This window comes from Caballeronia sp. M1242 (assembly GCF_017220215.1).
Lineage (GTDB): Bacteria > Pseudomonadota > Gammaproteobacteria > Burkholderiales > Burkholderiaceae > Caballeronia.
Genome location: NZ_CP071129.1, coordinates 540,156 through 559,107, shown reverse-complemented (window position 1 = coordinate 559,107; position 18,952 = coordinate 540,156). Strand labels below are relative to the sequence as shown.

At 65.4% G+C, this 18,952-nt stretch carries 15 protein-coding genes; 10 read left to right on the top strand and 5 right to left on the bottom strand.

Features of this window, described 5'->3' with window-relative positions; translation table 11 throughout:
* Positions 1–21: 21 nt before the first annotated feature.
* Together aspT (JYK05_RS02555) and aspT (JYK05_RS02550) are read right to left on the bottom strand one after the other, a co-directional pair.
* Positions 22–1,710 carry an aspartate-alanine antiporter gene (gene aspT, locus JYK05_RS02555; protein ID WP_206467680.1) on the bottom strand — a complete coding sequence of 563 codons (1,689 nt, stop codon included), beginning with the start codon at positions 1,708–1,710 and terminating at the stop codon, positions 22–24.
* Between the two features lie 22 nt (positions 1,711–1,732).
* Complete coding sequence (aspT, locus tag JYK05_RS02550) at positions 1,733–3,415, bottom strand: aspartate-alanine antiporter (protein ID WP_206467679.1); 1,683 nt, start codon at positions 3,413–3,415, stop codon at positions 1,733–1,735.
* Positions 3,416–3,924: 509 nt separating this feature from the next.
* Between aspT (JYK05_RS02550) and JYK05_RS02545 the strand changes: the two genes are divergently transcribed.
* Complete coding sequence (locus JYK05_RS02545) at positions 3,925–4,932, top strand: LysR family transcriptional regulator (protein ID WP_206467678.1); 1,008 nt, start codon at positions 3,925–3,927, stop codon at positions 4,930–4,932.
* A gap of 69 nt (positions 4,933–5,001) precedes the next feature.
* Positions 5,002–6,033 carry a 2-hydroxyacid dehydrogenase gene (locus JYK05_RS02540; RefSeq protein WP_206467677.1) on the top strand — a complete coding sequence of 344 codons (1,032 nt, stop codon included), beginning with the start codon at positions 5,002–5,004 and terminating at the stop codon, positions 6,031–6,033.
* A 15-nt stretch (positions 6,034–6,048) separates the two neighbouring features.
* Here the strand turns inward: JYK05_RS02540 and JYK05_RS02535 are convergent, their stop codons facing one another.
* Positions 6,049–6,546 (bottom strand): hypothetical protein, encoded by a 498-nt coding sequence (locus JYK05_RS02535; protein ID WP_206467676.1) that lies wholly within the window; start codon positions 6,544–6,546, stop codon positions 6,049–6,051.
* A 218-nt stretch (positions 6,547–6,764) separates the two neighbouring features.
* Between JYK05_RS02535 and JYK05_RS02530 the strand changes: the two genes are divergently transcribed.
* The 6 genes from JYK05_RS02530 (at position 6,765) to pdeM (ending at position 14,151) form a co-directional block, all read left to right on the top strand.
* Entirely contained in the window at positions 6,765–7,814 is a 1,050-nt protein-coding gene (locus JYK05_RS02530; protein WP_206467675.1) for a ligase-associated DNA damage response exonuclease, read from the top strand.
* Positions 7,811–9,478: an ATP-dependent DNA ligase gene (locus JYK05_RS02525; protein WP_206467674.1), complete on the top strand. Its 1,668-nt coding sequence runs from the start codon at positions 7,811–7,813 to the stop codon at positions 9,476–9,478. Before JYK05_RS02530 ends, JYK05_RS02525 begins: the two co-directional genes overlap by 4 nt.
* Positions 9,479–10,007: 529 nt before the next feature.
* Positions 10,008–12,707: a ligase-associated DNA damage response DEXH box helicase gene (locus JYK05_RS02520; protein WP_206467673.1), complete on the top strand. Its 2,700-nt coding sequence runs from the start codon at positions 10,008–10,010 to the stop codon at positions 12,705–12,707.
* Between the two features lie 160 nt (positions 12,708–12,867).
* Entirely contained in the window at positions 12,868–13,023 is a 156-nt protein-coding gene (locus JYK05_RS02515; protein ID WP_206467672.1) for a hypothetical protein, read from the top strand.
* Positions 13,020–13,469: a hypothetical protein gene (locus JYK05_RS02510; protein WP_206467671.1), complete on the top strand. Its 450-nt coding sequence runs from the start codon at positions 13,020–13,022 to the stop codon at positions 13,467–13,469. The genes JYK05_RS02515 and JYK05_RS02510 overlap by 4 nt, the downstream gene beginning before the upstream one ends.
* A 13-nt stretch (positions 13,470–13,482) precedes the next feature.
* Positions 13,483–14,151: a ligase-associated DNA damage response endonuclease PdeM gene (pdeM, locus tag JYK05_RS02505; protein ID WP_206467670.1), complete on the top strand. Its 669-nt coding sequence runs from the start codon at positions 13,483–13,485 to the stop codon at positions 14,149–14,151.
* Positions 14,152–14,161: 10 nt separating this feature from the next.
* On the opposite strand, the gene JYK05_RS02500 is transcribed toward pdeM, so the two are convergent.
* Positions 14,162–14,602 carry a hypothetical protein gene (locus JYK05_RS02500; RefSeq protein ID WP_206467669.1) on the bottom strand — a complete coding sequence of 147 codons (441 nt, stop codon included), beginning with the start codon at positions 14,600–14,602 and terminating at the stop codon, positions 14,162–14,164.
* 279 nt (positions 14,603–14,881) lie between these two features.
* Between JYK05_RS02500 and JYK05_RS02495 the strand changes: the two genes are divergently transcribed.
* Both JYK05_RS02495 and JYK05_RS02490 read left to right on the top strand, forming a co-directional pair.
* Positions 14,882–16,054, top strand: a complete 1,173-nt coding sequence (locus JYK05_RS02495; RefSeq protein WP_175939615.1) for an MFS transporter — start codon at positions 14,882–14,884, stop codon at positions 16,052–16,054.
* 19 nt (positions 16,055–16,073) lie between these two features.
* The gene (locus JYK05_RS02490; protein ID WP_206467668.1) at positions 16,074–17,237 is read left to right on the top strand and encodes an MFS transporter; all 1,164 of its coding nucleotides are present in this window, start codon (positions 16,074–16,076) and stop codon (positions 17,235–17,237) included.
* 15 nt (positions 17,238–17,252) lie between these two features.
* Here JYK05_RS02490 and JYK05_RS02485 read toward each other — a convergent pair whose 3' ends face one another.
* Positions 17,253–18,866, bottom strand: a complete 1,614-nt coding sequence (locus tag JYK05_RS02485; protein WP_206467667.1) for a hypothetical protein — start codon at positions 18,864–18,866, stop codon at positions 17,253–17,255.
* Between the last annotated feature and the right edge of the window lie 86 nt (positions 18,867–18,952).

The following is an 18,952-nucleotide window of genomic DNA, read 5'->3' as shown; positions in this document are numbered from 1 at the left end:
CCGAGCCGCTACACCAGCCCCTTACACCGGCCCAACCACGAGCGGCCCGAGCAGCGTCAACAGCACGTTCGCGAGCGCATACGTCACCGCGAAGGCGGCCGTCGGGACCGGGCTTTCCGCCTTGTCGAGCACGCCGCCGAACGCCGGGTTCGCGCTGCGCGAACCGGAAAGCGCGCCCGCAAACACCGCCGCGTTGTCGTAGCGCAGCACGTAGCGGCCGAAGAGCATCGTCAAGAGCAGCGGGAACAGCGTGACGAACACGCCGAGCAGGAAGATCGTGAGGCCGCTCTGCTTCACGGTGACGACGGCCTGCAAGCCGGAGTTCAGCCCGACCACCGCGACAAACGCCGCGAGTCCGAAATCCTTCAGCAACTGCGACGCGGCAGGCGGCATGACGCCGTACATCGGATGCTTGCCGCGCATCCAGCCGAAGACGAGGCCCGCGAGCAGGCAGCCGCCGCCCGAGCCGAGCGTGATCGGAATGCCGCCCACGCGCACGACGACGAGCCCGAGCAACAGCCCGATCACGATGCCCACGCCCATATAGATGAAATCGGTCTTGTTGCTGTACGGCAGTTCGTAGCCGGCTGCGTCGACGGCGCGCTTCGTGTCCTGCGGCGAGCCGTAGAACGTGAGCACGTCGCCATGTTCGAGCCGCGTTTCCGGCAGCACGGGCAGCGGCATGCCGGCGCGCGAAATCGCCTGCAAATAGACGCCGTGGCGCATGTCGCGGTCGACCGTCGCGCGCACGTCGGCGATCGTCGTGTGATTCATGCCGCGTCGCGCGAAGACGCCCTGGCGTGTTTGCATCACGATGCTGATGCCGTCGCTGTCCGCGACTTCCTCGCCGATGTGCGACGCCGCGCCGGCCATCGCCTCGCGTCGCCCGACGACGAGCACGATATCGCCCGCTTCGAGCATCACGTCCGGGCGCGGTTCCAGCGCGTGGCCCGCGCGCCGCACGCGCTCGACGGTGATCAAGTCCTGATGCGTCATCTCGATCTGCGCGACGGTGCGCCCCGCCGCGCCGGCCGCCGTCACGCGATACGCGCGCCCGACGAGCGGCGGCAACGCGGAGACTTGCCCCGGCGCGGGACCGGCATCGCCCGCAAGCGACTTCTCCGCCTCGATCGACGCGTCCTTCAGGCTCTGCCCCATGAACTTCGGCAGGATGTTCACGCACACGATGATCGCGCCGAGCGAGCCGAACACGTAGGTCACCGCGTAGGCAATCGCGACGTCGCCCTGCAGCGCCTTCGTTTCGGCCGCGGGCAAGCCGAGCCGCGCGATGGCGTCGCCCGCGGTGCCGATGATCGCGGATTGCGTGAGCGCGCCGCCCGCGAGTCCCGCCGCGAGCCCTTTGTTCAGGCCGAACACCTTCGCGCAGACGATCACCGTGACGAGCGCCGTCACCGCGAGAAAAACGGCCATCGCGATTTCGCGCAAGGTCCGCCGGTTCAGTGAGTTGAAGAACTGCGGCCCCGAGTCGTAGCCGACCGCGTAGATGAATACGGCGAACATCACGGACTTCACGCCGTTGTCGATCTGCACGCCGACCTGACTCACGACGACCGCCGCGATGAGCGAGCCGCCGACGCCGCCCAACTGGAACTTGCCGAAGTTGATCTGGCCGATCAGATAGCCCGCCGCGAGCGACAGAAACAGCGCCGTTTCGGGCGACTTCGCGAAAATCGCGTGAAGCCAGTCCATTGAACCCCCGATGTTCATCGTTCTAGCCGAGCTTGCTCACCAGTCCGACGACGAGCGGCCCGAGCAGCGGCAGCAGCACGTTCGAAATGGCGTAGGTGATGGTGTAGCCGATGACGGGCGTCGCGTTGCCCGTCACGCCGACGAGCGCGCTGATCGCCGGCGTGCTGCACTGCTGGCCCGCGATCGCGCCGAGCAGCATCGGCACGTCGAGCTTGAGCAGCACGCGCCCGACGACGAGCGACGCGAGCGCCGGCACGAGCGTGATGACGATGCCCGCCAGCGGCAGCGCGATGCCGAATTCGCGAATCAGCCGCAGCGCATCCGCGCCCGCCGACAGCCCGACCGCCGCGATGAACGTGCATAGCCCGAAGTCCTTCAGGATTTGCGCCGCCGCCGACGGCAGCGAGCCGATCACCGGATAGCGCGAGCGAATCCACCCGAACACGAGCCCCGCGAGCAGACAGCCGCCGCCCGTGCCGAGCGACAGGTCGATGCCGCCGATGTGCGCCGACAGCCGCCCGATGCCGATGCCGACCAGCACGCCGAGCCCGAGGAACACGAAGTCCGTCTTCTGCGTCGCGCGGATGATGTAGCCGAGCTTCGTCGCGCCGCGCGTCACGTCCTCCTTGCTGCCGACGAGCGTGAGCACGTCGCCGCGCTGCACCTGCGTGCCGGGCAGCGCGGGCACCGTGCTGTCGAGACGCGTGACGGCCGCGACGAACACGCCGCGTCCATCCGCCGGATTCGCGCGGGCGCGCGCCTGCGCGAGCGTGAGTCCGTGCAGCGCGCGGTTCGTGAGCATCACGTCGACTTTCTCGACGAAGTAATCGGAGCCGCCGCCGTTGAACACTTCCTCGCCAATCCACGGCATGGCTTCGACGAGCGCCTCGCGCCGCCCCGCGATCACGATGCGATCGCCCGCCTTCAGCGTCACCGAAGGCTGCCCTTTGATGACGGAGCGGTCGCGCACCACGCGCTGCACGCTGATGTTGTGGCCGAAGCGCTTTTCCAGCTCACCGATGCTGCTGCCGGCCGCGGCCATCACTTTCAGTTCGCGCGCGGCAAGCGGCATGATGGCGGGCGTCTGCCCTTCCGCGAGCGCGCCGTCGCCGCCGAGCTTGCGCCAGACGCGCTCGGCTTCGTCGCGCAGATTCACGCGCAGGATGAGCGGCGCGAACTGGCTCGCGAAAAGCACGATCGTCACGAGCCCGAAGAGATAGCTGACGCTGTACGCGGTGACGATATTCGCCTGCAGGCGCGCAGTCTCGGCGGCGGGCAAGCCGAGCCGCGCGACCGCTTCGGACGCCGTGCCGATCACCGCCGACTCCGTCGCGCCGCCCGCGAGCAGGCCGGCCGCCGTGCCCGGGTCGAGCTTGAGCATCGCCGCGATGCCGAGCACGAGCGCGACTACGACAATGACCTCGACAAGCGAGAGCGCGCCGTACCGCCAGCCGCGCCCGATGTTCGCGAAAAATTGCGGACCGCCCGTAAAACCGAGCGCGAATATGAACAACGCAAACGCAATGTTCTTAAGGTCCGGCGATATACGCGCGCCGCTCTGTCCGAGAATGAGCGCGACGATCAGCGTGCCGCAGACGCCGCCAAGCTGAATTGGACCAAACTTGAACGAACCGATAAAGAACCCAATAGCCAGGCTGGCGAAGAGTGCAATCTCGGGTTGTGTCCCAAGCAGATTCCATAACATAAGTCGGGCTATCCTTTCGGGTTTTTCGAACACGTTCGCGGCCTGCGCCTTATTCCTGAAATGTTAATGACTTCTGAAATGACGGCGCCTAAACCGGAATACACTCATTTTTTAAAATCTCCTATTTCGCGAAGCGAAATATCGCGACTTGATAAGGCGTTTGCTCGACGGCACAGCGATGCAATTAAGTACGTCCGTATAGAATCAACTCTTATATCGTTTTCCCGCATGAAACAAGCGCTAACTGACAGCCGTTTCGCAAGACATACCGTTGTTTCGTTCCATTATTCTTCAAATTTCTAGCATACCGTTCTCTTCAAATGCCTTTCGGAAGCACGCAACTTGTCATTCGGAAACTATTTCCTCGGCACGACCAATTATTTATTCTGATATTGCAGTTTCTTCATTCTGTCAATATTATGCAGTAGTGGTACCTCAAAAGGTGAGCACGCCACGCGGGGTTTAGGCCAGCTCACATCACCGTGGCACAACAGAGAGAGGGCATTCAGATGAACCAGATTCATGCTATACGCGTCTTTGTACGGGTCGCCGACACCGAAAGCTTCAGACGTGCCGCGCAGCAACTCGACGTTTCGAATGCGCTCGTTACTCGCGCAATTGCGATGCTCGAAGCACATCTCAGGACACGCCTCATTAACCGCACGACTCGGAACTTATCATTGACTGAAGCCGGTACCCGTTATCTCGAGGGATGCCGCGCATTACTCGAAGAATTGGATCATTTGGAATCCGCCGTTACGCATACCGAAGGCGAACCGAGCGGAACACTGCGTGTTGTCGCATCCAGCGCGCTTTCGCTTCTTACTTTGACGCCGCTCATCGACGGCTTCCGCCAGCTTTATCCGAAGGTAAATGTGCGCCTCACGCTCGCCGAACGTCACGTCGATCTTGTCGAGGACGGATACGACGTGGGTATCGTCGCGGCGTTCATGGTGTCGAGCACGGCGCTCGTCGAACGGCCCATCGGCGTGAGCGCGCTGATTCCGGTCGCCACGCCCGCGTTCCTGGCCGAGCACGGCATGCCCGCGAGCCCGTCGGACCTGCAAGGCATGCCGTCGGTCGCGCTGCCCAACGACATTCGCAGCTCGTCGTGGCATTTCAGGCATCGCCTCGGCACGTCGGAACAGGTGACGCTCTCGGCGGTCTACTCCGTCAACAGCGCGCTCATGGTGCGTCTCGCGACGCTGCGCGGCATGGGCTTCTCGATTTTGCCGGAAGGTATCGTCTCGCAGGACATCAACGACGGCACGCTCGTGCGGCTTTTGCCCGACTATTCGGTCGACGACCCGGAGATGAAGTTGTCGATCGTCTATCCCGGGCGGCAGTATCTGCCCGCGAAGACGCGCTTTTTCATCGACTACGCGCTGGAGAGACTGACGAAGGAAGTGAACGCCGCGAACACCAGGCCCGACGATATCTATCGCAAGACGCCGGCTGCTTTTCAGACCTCCGGCGCAAACGTTAGCGTGACCTCGGGCAGCCCCACGACGCACTGACGCGCACCGCCGGCTCCGGGCATTCCGGGCCGGCGCGCGTTCCCTCAACCTGAACGCTGCCGGCCCGCCATGACACACGCAGACCATCGCTCAGACTCCCAACGCCTCATTCTCTTCAGCGCGCGCCCGTACGACGCGGACACGTTCCGCCAGGCGAACGAAGCCTTCGGCATCGAACTCGACTTTCAGGAAGCGCATCTCGACGCGCAGACGGCCGTCCTCGCGCAGGGCTACACGGCCGTGTGCCCGTTCGTGAACGACAGCGTGGACGAAGCCGTGCTCGAAAAGCTGCACGCGGGCGGCACGCGCCTTCTCGCGTTGCGTTCGGCGGGCTTCAATCACGTCGATCTGAATGCCGCAAAGCGCCTCGGCATCACGGTCACGCGCGTGCCCGCGTATTCGCCGCATGCGGTGGCGGAACACGCCGTGGGCATGATTCTCACGCTCAATCGCCGGCTGCATCGCGCGGTGGCCCGCACGCGCGAAGGCGACTTCTCGCTCAACGGCCTGCTCGGCTTCGATCTGCACGGCAAGACTGTCGGCGTGATCGGCACGGGCATCATCGGGCGCGTGTTCGGCAATATCATGGCGGGCTTCGGCATGCGAGTGCTCGCGTACGATCCCGGCCCGCCCGCGCAAGACCTGCTCGCGCGCGGCGCGCGCTACGTGCCGCTCGACGAACTGCTCGCGAACTCGGACATCGTGTCGCTGCACTGCCCGCTTCTGCCTTCCACGTATCATCTGATCGACGAACGCGCGCTCGCCAGCATGAAACGCGGCGCCATGCTCATCAACACCGGGCGCGGCGGGCTCGTGGAAAGCAATGCGCTCGTCGGCGCGCTCAAGAGCGGCCAGCTCGGGCATCTGGGCCTCGACGTGTACGAGGAAGAAGGCGGCCTCTTCTTCGAGGACCACTCGGACCGCCTGTTGCAGGACGATGTGCTCGCGCGGCTACTCACGTTTCCGAACGTCATCATCACCGCGCATCAGGCGTTTTTCACGCGCGAGGCGCTCATCGAAATCGCGACGACGACGCTCGGCAACGTAAAAGCGTGGGCCGAAGGCGCGCCGCGCAATGTCGTCGACGCGTCGCCTTCCTGACACATCGCTCAGGCATCACACCTCGCCGTACTCCGCGACCGCATCGCCCGGCGCGGCGCACATCGCGCGCAAAAGATCGGCTTCGCGCTCGTGCACTTCCACCGGCATGCAAAGCGCGCCGGCGTGCGCCATATAGCGCGCGCGATGCTGTCCGTTGCGAAACGCGACGACGCCTTCCCGATGCACGCCGATCAGCCCGAGCAAACCTTCCGCGCGCCGCACGCTGATGGTCACGTACGGCATTTCGGGCACGCGCGGGTTGTCCGGATCGAGGAATTCGCGGATGCCGCGCACCTTGCCCGCGTGCCAGTCGTCGACGGCCTTGAGCACGTAGTCGGTGTCGTCGCGGTCGGCGCATTGCAAAAGCCGCCTGACATCGACCAGGACGACCTGATGGCGCGAGCCGGGCTCGGCAAACACCCGCTTCAGACGCACGAAGTCATACTGCGGATGGCTCCTGAGCCTGACAATCCAGACCGCCTCTGCGGCAGTCGGCGCAACCATCGTGTCCATATTCGGCTTCATTCCAAAACACCAGCGGAAGATCACGTGAGACAAGGCACTGCAGCGAAGCTCGCGGCTCGAACCGGCTCTTTCGTTCTCGGACGAAAATAAGACGATGCTGAACAAACCTTTTACACCGTAGTCGCTCTTCATGAAAGCGCCATGACGGGCATGTCACGTGCTTTGTTGCCTGCACGACACTTCTCAGGAGCACGACAGAAAAACCCGTGAACACATCCGCCGATCTCATCGTCGCGCGTCCCGAGGGCCTGTACTGTCCGCCGGGCAACTTTTATATCGATCCGTGGCGGCCCGTCGAGCGCGCGGTCATCACGCACGCCCATGCCGATCACGCGCGCTTCGGTCACGCGCGCTATCTCACGGCCGAAGCGGGACTCGGCGTGCTGCTCTCGCGGCTGCCGGGCATCGACGTGCAAGGGCTCGCTTACGGCGAGCGCATCGACGTGAACGGCGTGCGGGTGTCGCTGCATCCGGCGGGTCATGTACTCGGCTCGGCGCAAGTGCGCGTGGAGCACGGCGGGCGCGTGTGGGTCGCGTCCGGCGATTACAAGGTCGAGCCCGATCCGACCTGCGCGCCGTTCGAGCCCGTTCGCTGCGATACGTTCATCACCGAATCGACCTTCGGCCTGCCGATCTACCGATGGGAACCGTCGCGCGCCGTGTTCGAAGGCATCGACTCATGGTGGCGGCACAACGCGGCAGAAGGCCGCGCGTCGGTGCTCTTCTGCTATTCGTTCGGCAAGGCGCAGCGGCTCTTGGCGGGCATCGACGCGGGCATCGGCCCGATCTTCTGTCACGGCGCGGTGGAGCCGCTCAATCGCGCGTACCGTGAATCCGGCGTCGCGCTGCCGGAGACGCGGCTCGTGAGCGAAATCGCCGCGCGCGACAAGGCGGCGTTCCAGGGCGCGCTGATCGTCGCGCCGCCGTCCGCGCAGGGCAGTACGTGGATGCGCCGCTTCGGCGATTACAGCGATGCCTTCGTCTCCGGATGGATGCGCCTGCGCGGCACGCGGCGGCGCAAGGGCGTCGATCGCGGCTTCGTGCTGTCGGATCACGCGGACTGGCCCGGCCTGCAAACGGCCATCGGCGCGACGGGCGCAGAACGCGTAATCGTCACGCACGGCCAGATCGAGCCGATGGTGCGCTGGCTGTGCGAGCAAGGGCTCGACGCGGGCGCGTTCAAGACGGAATACGGCGACGACGCCATCGAGGCCGACATGCCCACCGAAACCACGACGGAGACGCCGTCGCAATGAGACGCTTCGCGACGCTCTATGCCGCGCTCGACGCGACGACTTCGACCAACGAGAAGCTCGAAGCCCTGATCGCGTATTTCTCCGGCGCGGAACCGGAAGACGCGGCGTGGGCCTCGTATTTTCTCGCGGGCGGCAAGCCGCGCCAGTCGGTGCCGACGCGTCTTCTGATCGAATTCGCACGCGAGCGCGCGGGCTTGCCGGAATGGCTCTTCGAAGAGTCGTATCAGGCGGTCGGCGATCTCGCGGAAACCATCGCACATGTGCTGCCGCCGCCGCAACGCGAATCGGAGCTGGGCCTCGCGCAATGGATCGAGGATCGCGTGCTGACGCTGCGCGGCGCGAATCCCGTCGAGCTGCGCGAGCGCATGCTCGGCTACTGGGACGAACTGAACTGGAGCGAGCGGTTCCTGCTGATCAAGCTGATCGGCGGCGGCTTTCGCGTGGGCGTGGCGCGGCAACTCGTCGTGCGCGCGCTCGCGCAAGTGGCGGGCGTGGATCACAAGCGCATCGCGCAACGGATGGTCGGCTGGACCGATTCGCGGCAGGCGCCGAGCGCCGCGCGCTATCTTCGGCTGATCGCGCCGGCGGCCGAGGGCGACGACATCGACACGCCGCATGAGAGCGACATCGGCTTGCCGTATCCGTTTTTTCTCGCGCATCCTTTGCAGGCCGATCCGGCGACGCTCGGCGCGCCCGCTGACTGGATCGCCGAATGGAAGTGGGACGGCATTCGCGCGCAACTCGTGAAGCGCAGCGGCCGCGTGTGGATCTGGTCGCGCGGCGAGGATCTGCTGACCGAGCGCTTTCCCGAACTCGCGTCGCTCGGCGCGGCGCTGCCGGACGGCACGGTGATCGACGGCGAAATTCTCGCGTGGGAGCCGGGCGCGACCATGCCGTTGCCGTTCGCGCGCCTTCAGCCGCGCATCACGCGCAAATCGCTGACGAAGAAAGTGCTCGCCGATTCCCCGGCCGCGCTGCTCGCCTACGACCTGCTCGAAGCCGATGGACGCGACCTGCGCACCGAACCGCTGCACGCGCGCCGCGCGAAACTCGATGCGCTCGCGCATACGCTTTCTTCGACGCTCGCGGTCGATTTGCTGCGCGTGTCGCCGGTTGTCGAAGCTGCGGACTGGGACGCGCTCGCCGCGTTGCGCGACGAGAGCCGGGCGCGCGGCGTCGAAGGGCTGATGTTGAAGGAGCGCGCGTCGATGTACGGCGTCGGCCGCACGAAGGCGTCCGGCACGTGGTGGAAGTGGAAGATCGACCCGTATTCCGTCGATGCCGTGCTGCTCTACGCGCAGCCGGGCCACGGCCGGCGCGCGAGCCTTTACACCGATTTCACCTTCGCGGTCTGGGACGAAGCGGACGGCGTGCGCACGCTGGTGCCGTTCGCGAAGGCGTACTCGGGCCTGACCGACGAGGAGATGCGCCAGGTCGACGCCATCGTGCGCAAGACGACCGTCGAAAAGTTCGGGCCGGTGCGCAGCCTGACGCCGACGCTCGTCTTCGAGATCGGCTTCGAAGGCATTCAGGCGAGCCCGCGCCACAAGTCGGGCATCGCGGTGCGTTTTCCGCGCATGTTGCGCTGGCGGACGGATAAAAGCATCGACGATGCGGATACGCTCGACATGCTCAAGGGCTTTTTGAACGAGGCGATGGCATGAGCGGGCGCTGTTCATGTGACGAGGCGGGGAAGCGCGGAAGGTCGTCGCATGCGACGGGATCGGGCGGCGGGGTTCGCATTGGCGGTGGGCTTGGCGTTTGGGACTGCGCTCGGTTTCGTGGCGGCTTTCGTGTTCGTGTCGGTCTTCGCATTCGCGACGGCTATCGCGTTCCCGGCAGTTTTCGCATTCGCGACGGCTCTTGCGTTCGTGGCGGGCTTCGCGTTCGCGGCGGGTCTCGCATTCGCGGTTGCGCTGGCGTTCGTAGGGGGCTTTGCGTCCGCGACGGCTCTCGCGTTGGCGGCGGTCTTCGCGTTCGCGACGGCTTCCGCATGCGCGATTGCTCTGGCGTTCGCCGTGGCCGTCGCGTTCGTGGCGGTATTCGCATTCCCGACGGCTCTCGCGTTCCCGGCGGGTTTAGCATTTGCGGCAGCTCTTGCGTTCGCGACGGCTCTCGCGTTCGCGAGTGCTTTCGCGTTCCCGGCGACCGTCGCGTTTCTGATCGCTTCGACTGCGCAAGCGAGGCGGCCGCATGAACCGCGACGATCAACTCTCAACCGAATATGGCGACGAGCAACCGCCCGAACCGGCGGCCCGCCCCAAACGCCGCGCCCCGCGCCCCCGCCGCGTGCCGCGCACGCAGGCCGCGCAAGCCAAGCTCGATGCCGCCGCCGAGCTCTTCCGGCCCGCGCCGTTCGTGTACGACGCGATAGAAGCCGCCAAGCCGATGGACGAACGCATCGCGCGCTGGTTCGATGCACGCGGCTGGCAGCCGTTTCCGTTTCAGCGTGAAGTGTGGCGCGAGGTCGAGCGTGGCGCGAGCGGCCTGCTGCATGCGACCACCGGCGCGGGCAAGACATGGGCGATCTGGCTCGGCGCATTGAGCGCGTTCGCCGGCCCGCCGAAGGGGAAGGCAAACCGCAAGCGCCGCCAAGATGCGCATGCCACGGACGACATCGCCGACATCGCAAAGACGCCGCTCCCCGCCCCGCTCACCGTGCTCTGGATCACGCCGATGCGCGCGCTCGCCGCCGACACCGCCCGCGCCCTGCAAACCGCGGTCAGCGCGCTCTCGGTGCCGTGGACCGTCGGGCTGCGCACGGGCGACACGTCGTCGACGGAACGCGCGCGGCAGAACCGCCGCATGCCATCGGCGCTCGTCACGACGCCCGAAAGCCTCACGCTGATGCTCACCCGCGCAAACGCCCGCGAAGAACTCGCGCACGTGCGGCTCGTCGTGATCGACGAATGGCACGAGCTGCTCGGCAACAAGCGCGGCACGCAGACGCAACTGGCGCTCGCGCGCCTCGCGCACTGGCGGGCCGATCTGCAAATCTGGGGCTTATCCGCGACGCTCGGCAATCTCGCCCTCGCGCACGACGCGCTGCTGCATCCGGTGAAGACGCCGCGCGTCGTCGTGCAGGGCGCGCAGCCGAAAACGCTCGTCGTGGATACGCTGATTCCCGAGACTATCGAACGCTTTCCGTGGGGCGGGCATCTCGGCGTACGCCAGGTCGGGCCGGTCGCCGATGAAATCGAACATGCGCAAAGCTCGCTCGTCTTTACCAACACGCGCTCGCAGTCGGAGATCTGGTATCGCGCGCTGCTCGATCTACGGCCGGACTGGGCGGGGCTCATCGCGCTGCATCACGGCTCGCTCGACAAGGAAGTCCGCGACTGGGTCGAACTCGGGCTCAAGAACGGACAACTGAAGGCGGTCGTCTGCACGTCGAGTCTCGATCTCGGCGTCGATTTTCTGCCGGTGGATCGCGTGTTCCAGATCGGCTCGCCCAAAGGCGTCGCGCGCCTGATGCAGCGCGCCGGGCGCTCCGGACACGCGCCGGGCCGCGTGTCGCGCGTGACCATCGTGCCGACGCATGCGCTCGAACTGGTCGAAGCGGCGGCGGCGCGCTGGGCGATCGGCGAGCATCGCATCGAAGGGCGCGACATGCCGCTCAAGCCGCTCGACGTGCTCGTGCAGCATCTGGTCACGGTGGCGATCGGCGGCGGGTTCAAAGCTGCCGAGATGTTCGACGAAGTACGCACCGCGTACGCGTATCGCGATCTGACCCAAGCCGAATTCGACTGGGCGCTCGCGTTCGTCGAGCGCGGCGGCGCGTCGCTGGCGGCGTATCCGGACTATCACCGCGTCGTTCTGGGCGATGACGGCGTGTATCGCGTGCCGCGCGAAGACCTCGTGCGACGGCATCGGAACAATGTCGGCACCATCGTCGCTAATGCCACGATCAACGTTGCGTATATGACGGGCGGGCGCATCGGCGCGATGGAAGAATCGTTCATCTCGCGCCTGAAGCCCGGCGACGTCTTCACCTTCGGCGGACGCGCGCTGGAGCTCGTGCGCGTGCGGGACATGACCGCTTACGTGAAGCGCGCGACGTCCTCGCGCGGCGCCATGCCGCAGTGGGCAGGCAGCAAGATGCCGCTCTCCTCCGAACTGGCGGAAGCCGCGCTCGTGATGCTCGCCCGCGCCAACGACGGCATCTACGACGAGCCCGAGATGCAGGCCGTCAAGCCGCTCCTCGACTTGCAGGCGAAGTGGTCCGCGCTGCCGGGACCGGGCGTGCTGGTCGTGGAGACGGTGCGATCGCGCGACGGGCATCACTTCTTCTGCTATCCGTTCGCGGGGCGCATGGCGCATATCGGGCTGGGATCGCTGATCGGCTGGCGGGTGGCGCGCGATCAACCGAGCACGTTTTCCATCTCGATGAACGACTACGGCTTCGAGTTGCTGTCGGCGCGTCCGTTCGACTGGGAAACGCTGATCGCGGAAGGACTCTTCTCGCCCGACAATCTGGAGCACGACATTCTCGCGAGCCTGAATGCATCGGAACTCTCGGCGCGGCGCTTTCGCGAGATCGCGCGTGTGTCGGGGCTGATCTATCAGGGCCACCCGGGACAGCAGAAAAGCGCGCGGCAATTGCAGGCGTCGAGCGGGCTCTTCTACGAAGTCTTTCGCAAGCACGACAGCGGCAATTTGCTGCTCACGCAAGCCGATCAGGAAGTGATGCTTCAGGAGCTCGAACTCAGCCGCCTGCGCCACGCGCTCGTGCGGATGAGCGAAAGCCGCCTTGCGCTCACGCATCCGAAGAAGCCGACGCCGTTCGCGTTCCCGCTGATCGTCGGGCGGCTGCGGGAAAAGGTGAGCACGGAGAAGCTCGCGGATCGCGTCGAGCGGATGCTGGCGGAGTTGGAGAAGGCGGCGCAAGCCTGAAGCATCGCGCGGACGGTCTTTGACCCGGCCGCTGCGAGACATTTCGAACTCCTTCGAATGACGTGCGACGGCATCGGCCTTTATGCTGTCGCGCTGGCCGCTTCGGCCGTCTGCCGACATTCGAGCCGCGGCTTCTCAGTCGAACCACGCATCATTCAACATGAAAAGAACAATACGTACGCTCGCTCTCGCGCTCACCGCTTTAGCCACCGCCGCCTGCGCCAGCGATCCGCGCCTGCTGGATCAGCACGCGCTCTATGAATCCGCCAAGAGGCCCGCGACGAAGGTGCTCATCGTCGTGGATAGCAAGCAGTGAGCGATCCGACGCTGACCGACGAAATCCACGCTTACACGCAGTACATGAGCGAGGCCGTGCAGGAAGCGCTCACGCCCATGCGTACCCAACTGGTCGACGTCACCGCGACGACGGACAGCCGCCCTCCGGCGAAAACGCTCGTCGATGTGCGCCCGAGCCATCTCATCCGCATCGCGCCATCGGCGAGTTCGTCGGTGAATGGGATGCCGGTCCGCTACACTTGGGTGCTCGAAGTCGCCGATGTGTCGATCAGGCGATTCGCGGCCATCGACGGAAAGCCGTCCGGCACGAGCATCAAGACGATCCCGATCTACGAAATGCACGCCGAAGGCGACGCGTGTTTTCTGACCGCGCGCCGGGCGCAGGAATGCGGCGCGGCAATGGGCAAGCTGCTCGGCGAGACGCTGCGCACCGCGCCCGAGTCGCCGTTCCGTTCCGGCTCTTGAATCTACGAGGACAATGGCAGTAGAAGCCCTGACCATCGATGTGAACGGCCACGCGCTCGTGCTCTCAGCCGAGCGAGCCGCGTTCGATCCGCTCGAAAAGAGCCTCTTCATCGCCGATGCGCATTTCGGCAAAGACGCCGTGTTTCGCGCGCGCGGCATTCCGGTGCCGGCGGGCGCCACAGCCGACAACCTGACGCGGCTCGATGCGCTCATCGCGACGCATCGCCCGGAGTCGATCGTCTTTCTCGGCGACTTGCTGCACGCACGCGAATCTCACGCCGATGAAACCCTCGCCGCGCTCGATGCGTGGCGCGCGACGCATCGCGCGTTGCGACTGGTGCTCGTCGAAGGCAATCATGACCGTCATGCGGGCCAATTGCCGTTGCGCTTCGGCGTGGAACTGGTGCAGGAGCCGTATCGGCTCGGACCGTGGGCGCTGTGCCATCACCCGCAAAACGTGGACGACGGCTACGCGCTCGCCGGTCACGAGCATCCGGTGTATCGACTCGCGACACGGGTCGACAGCGTGCGGCTGCCGTGCTTTCGCTTCGGCCGGCGCGCGGGCGTGCTGCCGGCGTTCGGCGCGTTCACCGGCGGCTTCGAAGTCAACGACGCCGTGCGCCGCGCGAACGAAGCCGTGTACGTGGTCGCGGGCGAGCGCGTGTTCGGCGTGCGGACCTGACCGCGTACGCTCAGTGATACGTCTTCGTCGATGATTGCAGCTTCGTGAGCGCCCCGCGTTCCAGCTTGTACCAGCCCGCCGTGGTCTGCATGACGACTTCGTCGCCTTGCCAGAATACGCGCTGCACCGTCATGCGCTTGCCCGCGCGCTGAACCAGCGGCGGATTGCGGCGGAAGTCGTAAAGCACCGGGCCGGTGTCCGTTTGCATCAAGGCGCGCGTGATGGAACCGTTGCTGCCCGCTTCGTCGAAATGCGCGAGACGGCGGGCGTCGAAGCGGTCGAACGCCTGGGTGCCGAGCATCGCGGCAAAGCCGGACTCGTCGCGCAGGAAGTAGACGGTGCCCGCTTGCGTCGCGACGGGACCGGCGGCATCGCTCTGGGCGTGAACGTGCGTGACAAGCAGGACCGCGCAGGCGATGGCCGCGCGCAGGCAGGTTTTCAAAGGCGACATATCTCTTCAGTCAGTGCTGTGTTTTTCCAACACCCGCGCCGCGCAACGAATGGCGCGTGTCGGGCAAAAATGCGAAGCGTGAGCCGCGCCGCTAACGTGAATCATGAAAGATCCCAGCGCCGCGCGGGCCGATCATAAAAGGAACCGCCCATGATCCGGCATTGTCGGCGCGGCGCAATCTCAGGGTTTCTACCAGCACCAAAAATCACCTTTCGGTAGAATTCGAGCCTTCCCTGCGCCCGATTCAGGCCGGCGCGCCCATTTTCCCCGCCTTTTGCCATGCCCTTGCCTCTCCTCGCTCTTGCAATTGCCGCGTTCGGCATCGGCACGACCGAATTCGTCATCATGGGCCTCTTGCCCAACGTCGCGCGTGATCTCGCCGTGTCGATTCCCGCCGCCGGCATGCTCGTCTCGGGCTATGCGCTCGGCGTGACCATCGGCGCGCCGATTCTCGCCATCGTCACCGCGAAGATGCCGCGCAAGAAGGCACTGATGGGCCTGATCGGCGTGTTCATCGTCGGCAATCTGCTGTGCGCGCTCGCGCCGAATTACTGGGTGCTCATGGGCGCGCGCATCGTCACGGCGTTCTGCCACGGCGCGTTCTTCGGCATCGGCTCGGTGGTCGCCGCCGATCTCGTCGCGCCGAACCGTCGCGCGCAAGCCATCGCGCTCATGTTCACGGGCCTCACGCTCGCCAACGTGCTCGGCGTGCCGCTCGGCACCGCGCTCGGTCAGGCGGCCGGCTGGCGCGCGACGTTCTGGGTCGTGACGCTCATCGGCATCGCGGCGGCGGGCGCCCTGGCGGTGTGCCTGCCCAAGCACATCGAGATGCGCGAAACCAGCATCCTGCGCGAATTCAACGTGCTCAAAAACCCGCAAGTCCTGATGGTGCTCGGCATCAGCGTGCTGGCTTCGGCGAGCCTCTTTTCCGTTTTCACGTATATCACGCCGATCCTCGAAGACGTGACGGGCGTTTCGCCGCACGCGGTCACGTACGTGCTGCTGCTCTTCGGCCTCGGGCTGACGGTCGGCAGCACGCTCGGCGGCAAGCTCGCGGACTGGAAGCTGCTGCGCTCGCTGCTGTCGTTCCTGCTGTCGATCGTCGTGATCCTGACGGTGTTCGCGGCGACGATGCACGAATCGATCTCCGCGATGATCACCATCTTCCTGTGGGGCGTGCTCGCGTTCGCTATCGTGCCGCCGCTGCAAATCCTGATCGTCAACCGCGCGAGCGATGCGCCGAATCTCGCCTCCACGCTCAATCAGGGCGCGTTCAATCTCGGCAACGCGACGGGCGCGTGGCTGGGCGGCTGCGCGATCAGCGCCGGCGCGCCGCTGACCTCGCTGCCGTGGGTCGGCGTCGCGATGGCGTGCGGCGCGTTCGGGCTGACGCTGCTCTCCGCGACGCTCGACAAGCGCGCGCGCCGTCTCGCCATCGGGCAGGCTGCCTGAGTCTCGCTGGACGCAGTCGATGAGAGGCGTCCTCTCGCGCGACTTCTTCGCGCTGATTTCGAGCGTCGCGGTGGTGGGCCTGGGTCTCGGCGCGACGCTGCCGCTCACCGCGCTCGCGCTGACGCAGGCGGGCTACGGGTCGGACGTCGTCGGCATCATGACGGCGATGCAGGCCGGCGGCGGACTCGTCGTCGCGCCTTTCGCGAGCCGCATTGCGTCGCGATACGGCGCGCGCGGCACGATCATGGGCGCGGTCGTCGTCGCGGCGCTCGCGACCATCGCGATGCAGTTTTCCATCGACCTGCGGCTCTGGGCCGCGCTGCGTTTTGCGTGCGGCGCGGCACTGATGCTGCTCTTCACCATCGGCGAGGCGTGGGTGGCCGCGCTCGCGGACGATTCCACGCGCGGCCGCGTCGTCGCGCTTTACGCGACGAATTTCACGCTGTTTCAGATGGCCGGGCCGGTGCTCGTGAGCGTGGCGGGCGGCTGGCAGTCGACGCGCTTCGCCCTCTGCGGCGCGATCTTTCTTCTTGCCTTGCCCGCGCTCGCGACGATCCGCGTGTCGCCACAGGGGCTGGCTGCCGACGGCATCGAGCACGCGGGACACAGCGACTGGCGGCGCGTGCTGCCGCGCATGCCGGCGCTCGTGATCGGCACGGGCTTCTTCGCGCTCTTCGACACGCTCGCGCTTTCGCTGTTGCCGCTGTTCGCGATATCTCACGGCGTGAGCGCGAATACCGGCGTGCTGTTTGCCTCCGCGATCCTGCTCGGCGACACGACGATGCAGTTCCCGATCGGCTGGCTCGCCGATCGCATGGGGCGCGCGAAGGTGCACATGGGCGCGGGCGTCGTGGTCGTCGCGCTGCTGCCGGCGCTGCCGTGGGCCGTCGCCTATCCGTGGCTCTGCTGGCCGCTGCTGTTCGTGATCGGCGCAGCGGCGGGCAGCGTCTACACGCTGTCGATCGTCGCGTGCGGCGAACGCTTTCGGGGCGCGGCGCTCATATCGGCGACGGCGATCGTCGGCGCTTCGTGGAGCGTCGCGAGTTTCGGCGGGCCGATCGTCGCGGGCATGCTGATGCGGCGCGCGGGCGCAAACGCGCTGATCGCGGTGCTGGTCGCCGCGGCGCTCGCGTTCGTGGCGGCGGCCGCGTGGGAACGGCGAGCGGCCGCCAGCGTCAGTTGATGCGGCCCTCGCGACTCAAAGCGGCAAACCGGCCGGATAGATCAGCCCGCTTGGCAACTGAACGCGAATGAAGCCGAGAATGCCGTTGAAGAACAGATCGCCGTCCGGCAGAAACTCGATCGGCGCATACATTCCGTTCCCGTAAATGCTGGTGCCGAGAATCGTGCGATGCACGGTCTGCCCGGTGTTCCAGTCGAGCCCCGCGATTTCCCATCCGCTATTGTTCGTCCGGTAATAACCGCTGACAAACACCGTATTTGACGCGATGCTCTTTCCCGGAATCATCGTATTGGACGAGATATCGCCGCGCGCCCAAACCGAAGCCCAGTTATGCGTCGACGGATTCCACTCGAATCGCTCGACGCCCAGCGGCGAATCGAGAATCGGCCCGCGCGCGATCGCATCGGGAATGATGGTGCCTATGCTGTCTCGCAGTCCGCCCGGACCCACGTTATTCACGACGAAAGCGCCATAACCATCCACCGTGACGGATTGATCGGACTGGATGGTTTGCGTATCGGGCGGCAAGCCTGCCGTCACCGAAATTTGCCCCGCAATGCGATTAGTGAATCCTGAAGGAATGGCATCTCGCCAGAATGCGACGAGACTCATGCGCTTGAGGCCGTCTGTAATGACGACGAGTTTGTCCGGATCGCTGCCGAATCCCATCAGCGTGGGCGTCGAACCGGAGCCTGAACCGAATAGCGTGGGATACGTGTCGCCGGTCGGATACGGCGATTCCCACGCGCCGTCCGTCGACTGATTCGACAAGACACTGCCGGTCCAAATGACCTTGTGCATCTTCTTGTCGCTGACGATATAAATGCCGTTATTCTCGTCGATGGCCAGTGAATTGGAGATGGTTTCGTCGTTGCCGAAGCGAAGCGTTTGCGGCGTCGAATTGAAATTGCGATCCACCACGGAAACGGAGCGCGTTCCCTGCACGACGAGTTTGCCGTCGTAAGTCAGCGAAAGCCCCGTGACGGACTCGCCCGACTGAACGAATGCGGATGACGGCATCGAGCGCAATATGCGGACGCCCAACGCGGGCACGTCCGGCGAAATCAGGCCCACGGCGACAATGCTGTTGACCGCGCCGGAATACAGCACGTTGTCCGCATCCACGAGGCTATAAGCCGGACCGAGGGATTGTCCCGCGGTCAAAAGCCCGAGCGACTGAAGCGCGGCCTGAACCTGCTGCACGGTCGTGAAAGGCTGCGTTAAAACGGCCGTCAAAAGATTTTGCGCAACGAAGACGGCTCCCGGAAAAACCAGCGTTGCGCCCATTTGCGTCACGGCGTCGTTCGCGACTTTGAGATAAGACACGCCTGTGCTCGACACCGCCCACACATAATCGGGCGAAGTCGATTTGAGCGTGACGAAGTTCAAAAATCCATTCGATGCTTGCGGCGTGACGCCGAGCGGTCCATAAGCGGTGCGCGTGCCGGCGGGTATCGCTTGCGTGAAGGCATCGGTTTGCGCGGGATCGAAGTGTGTCATTGCGCCTTTGGGCGCGGATAAATACGGATTCGGTGTGGGATTGCCAGCCATGCCGCTTATCGGCATGAACGCCGTGCCGACGACAGCCGCAGCCATAATGAGCGCCTTTCTCATGCGGTCGGTTTTCATTTTCTTCCTTATGGGTGTGATTCGACGAGGCATTGCCATGCAAGACCTGCGTACTACTAAACGAACGCCGAAGATCGCGTTCGATA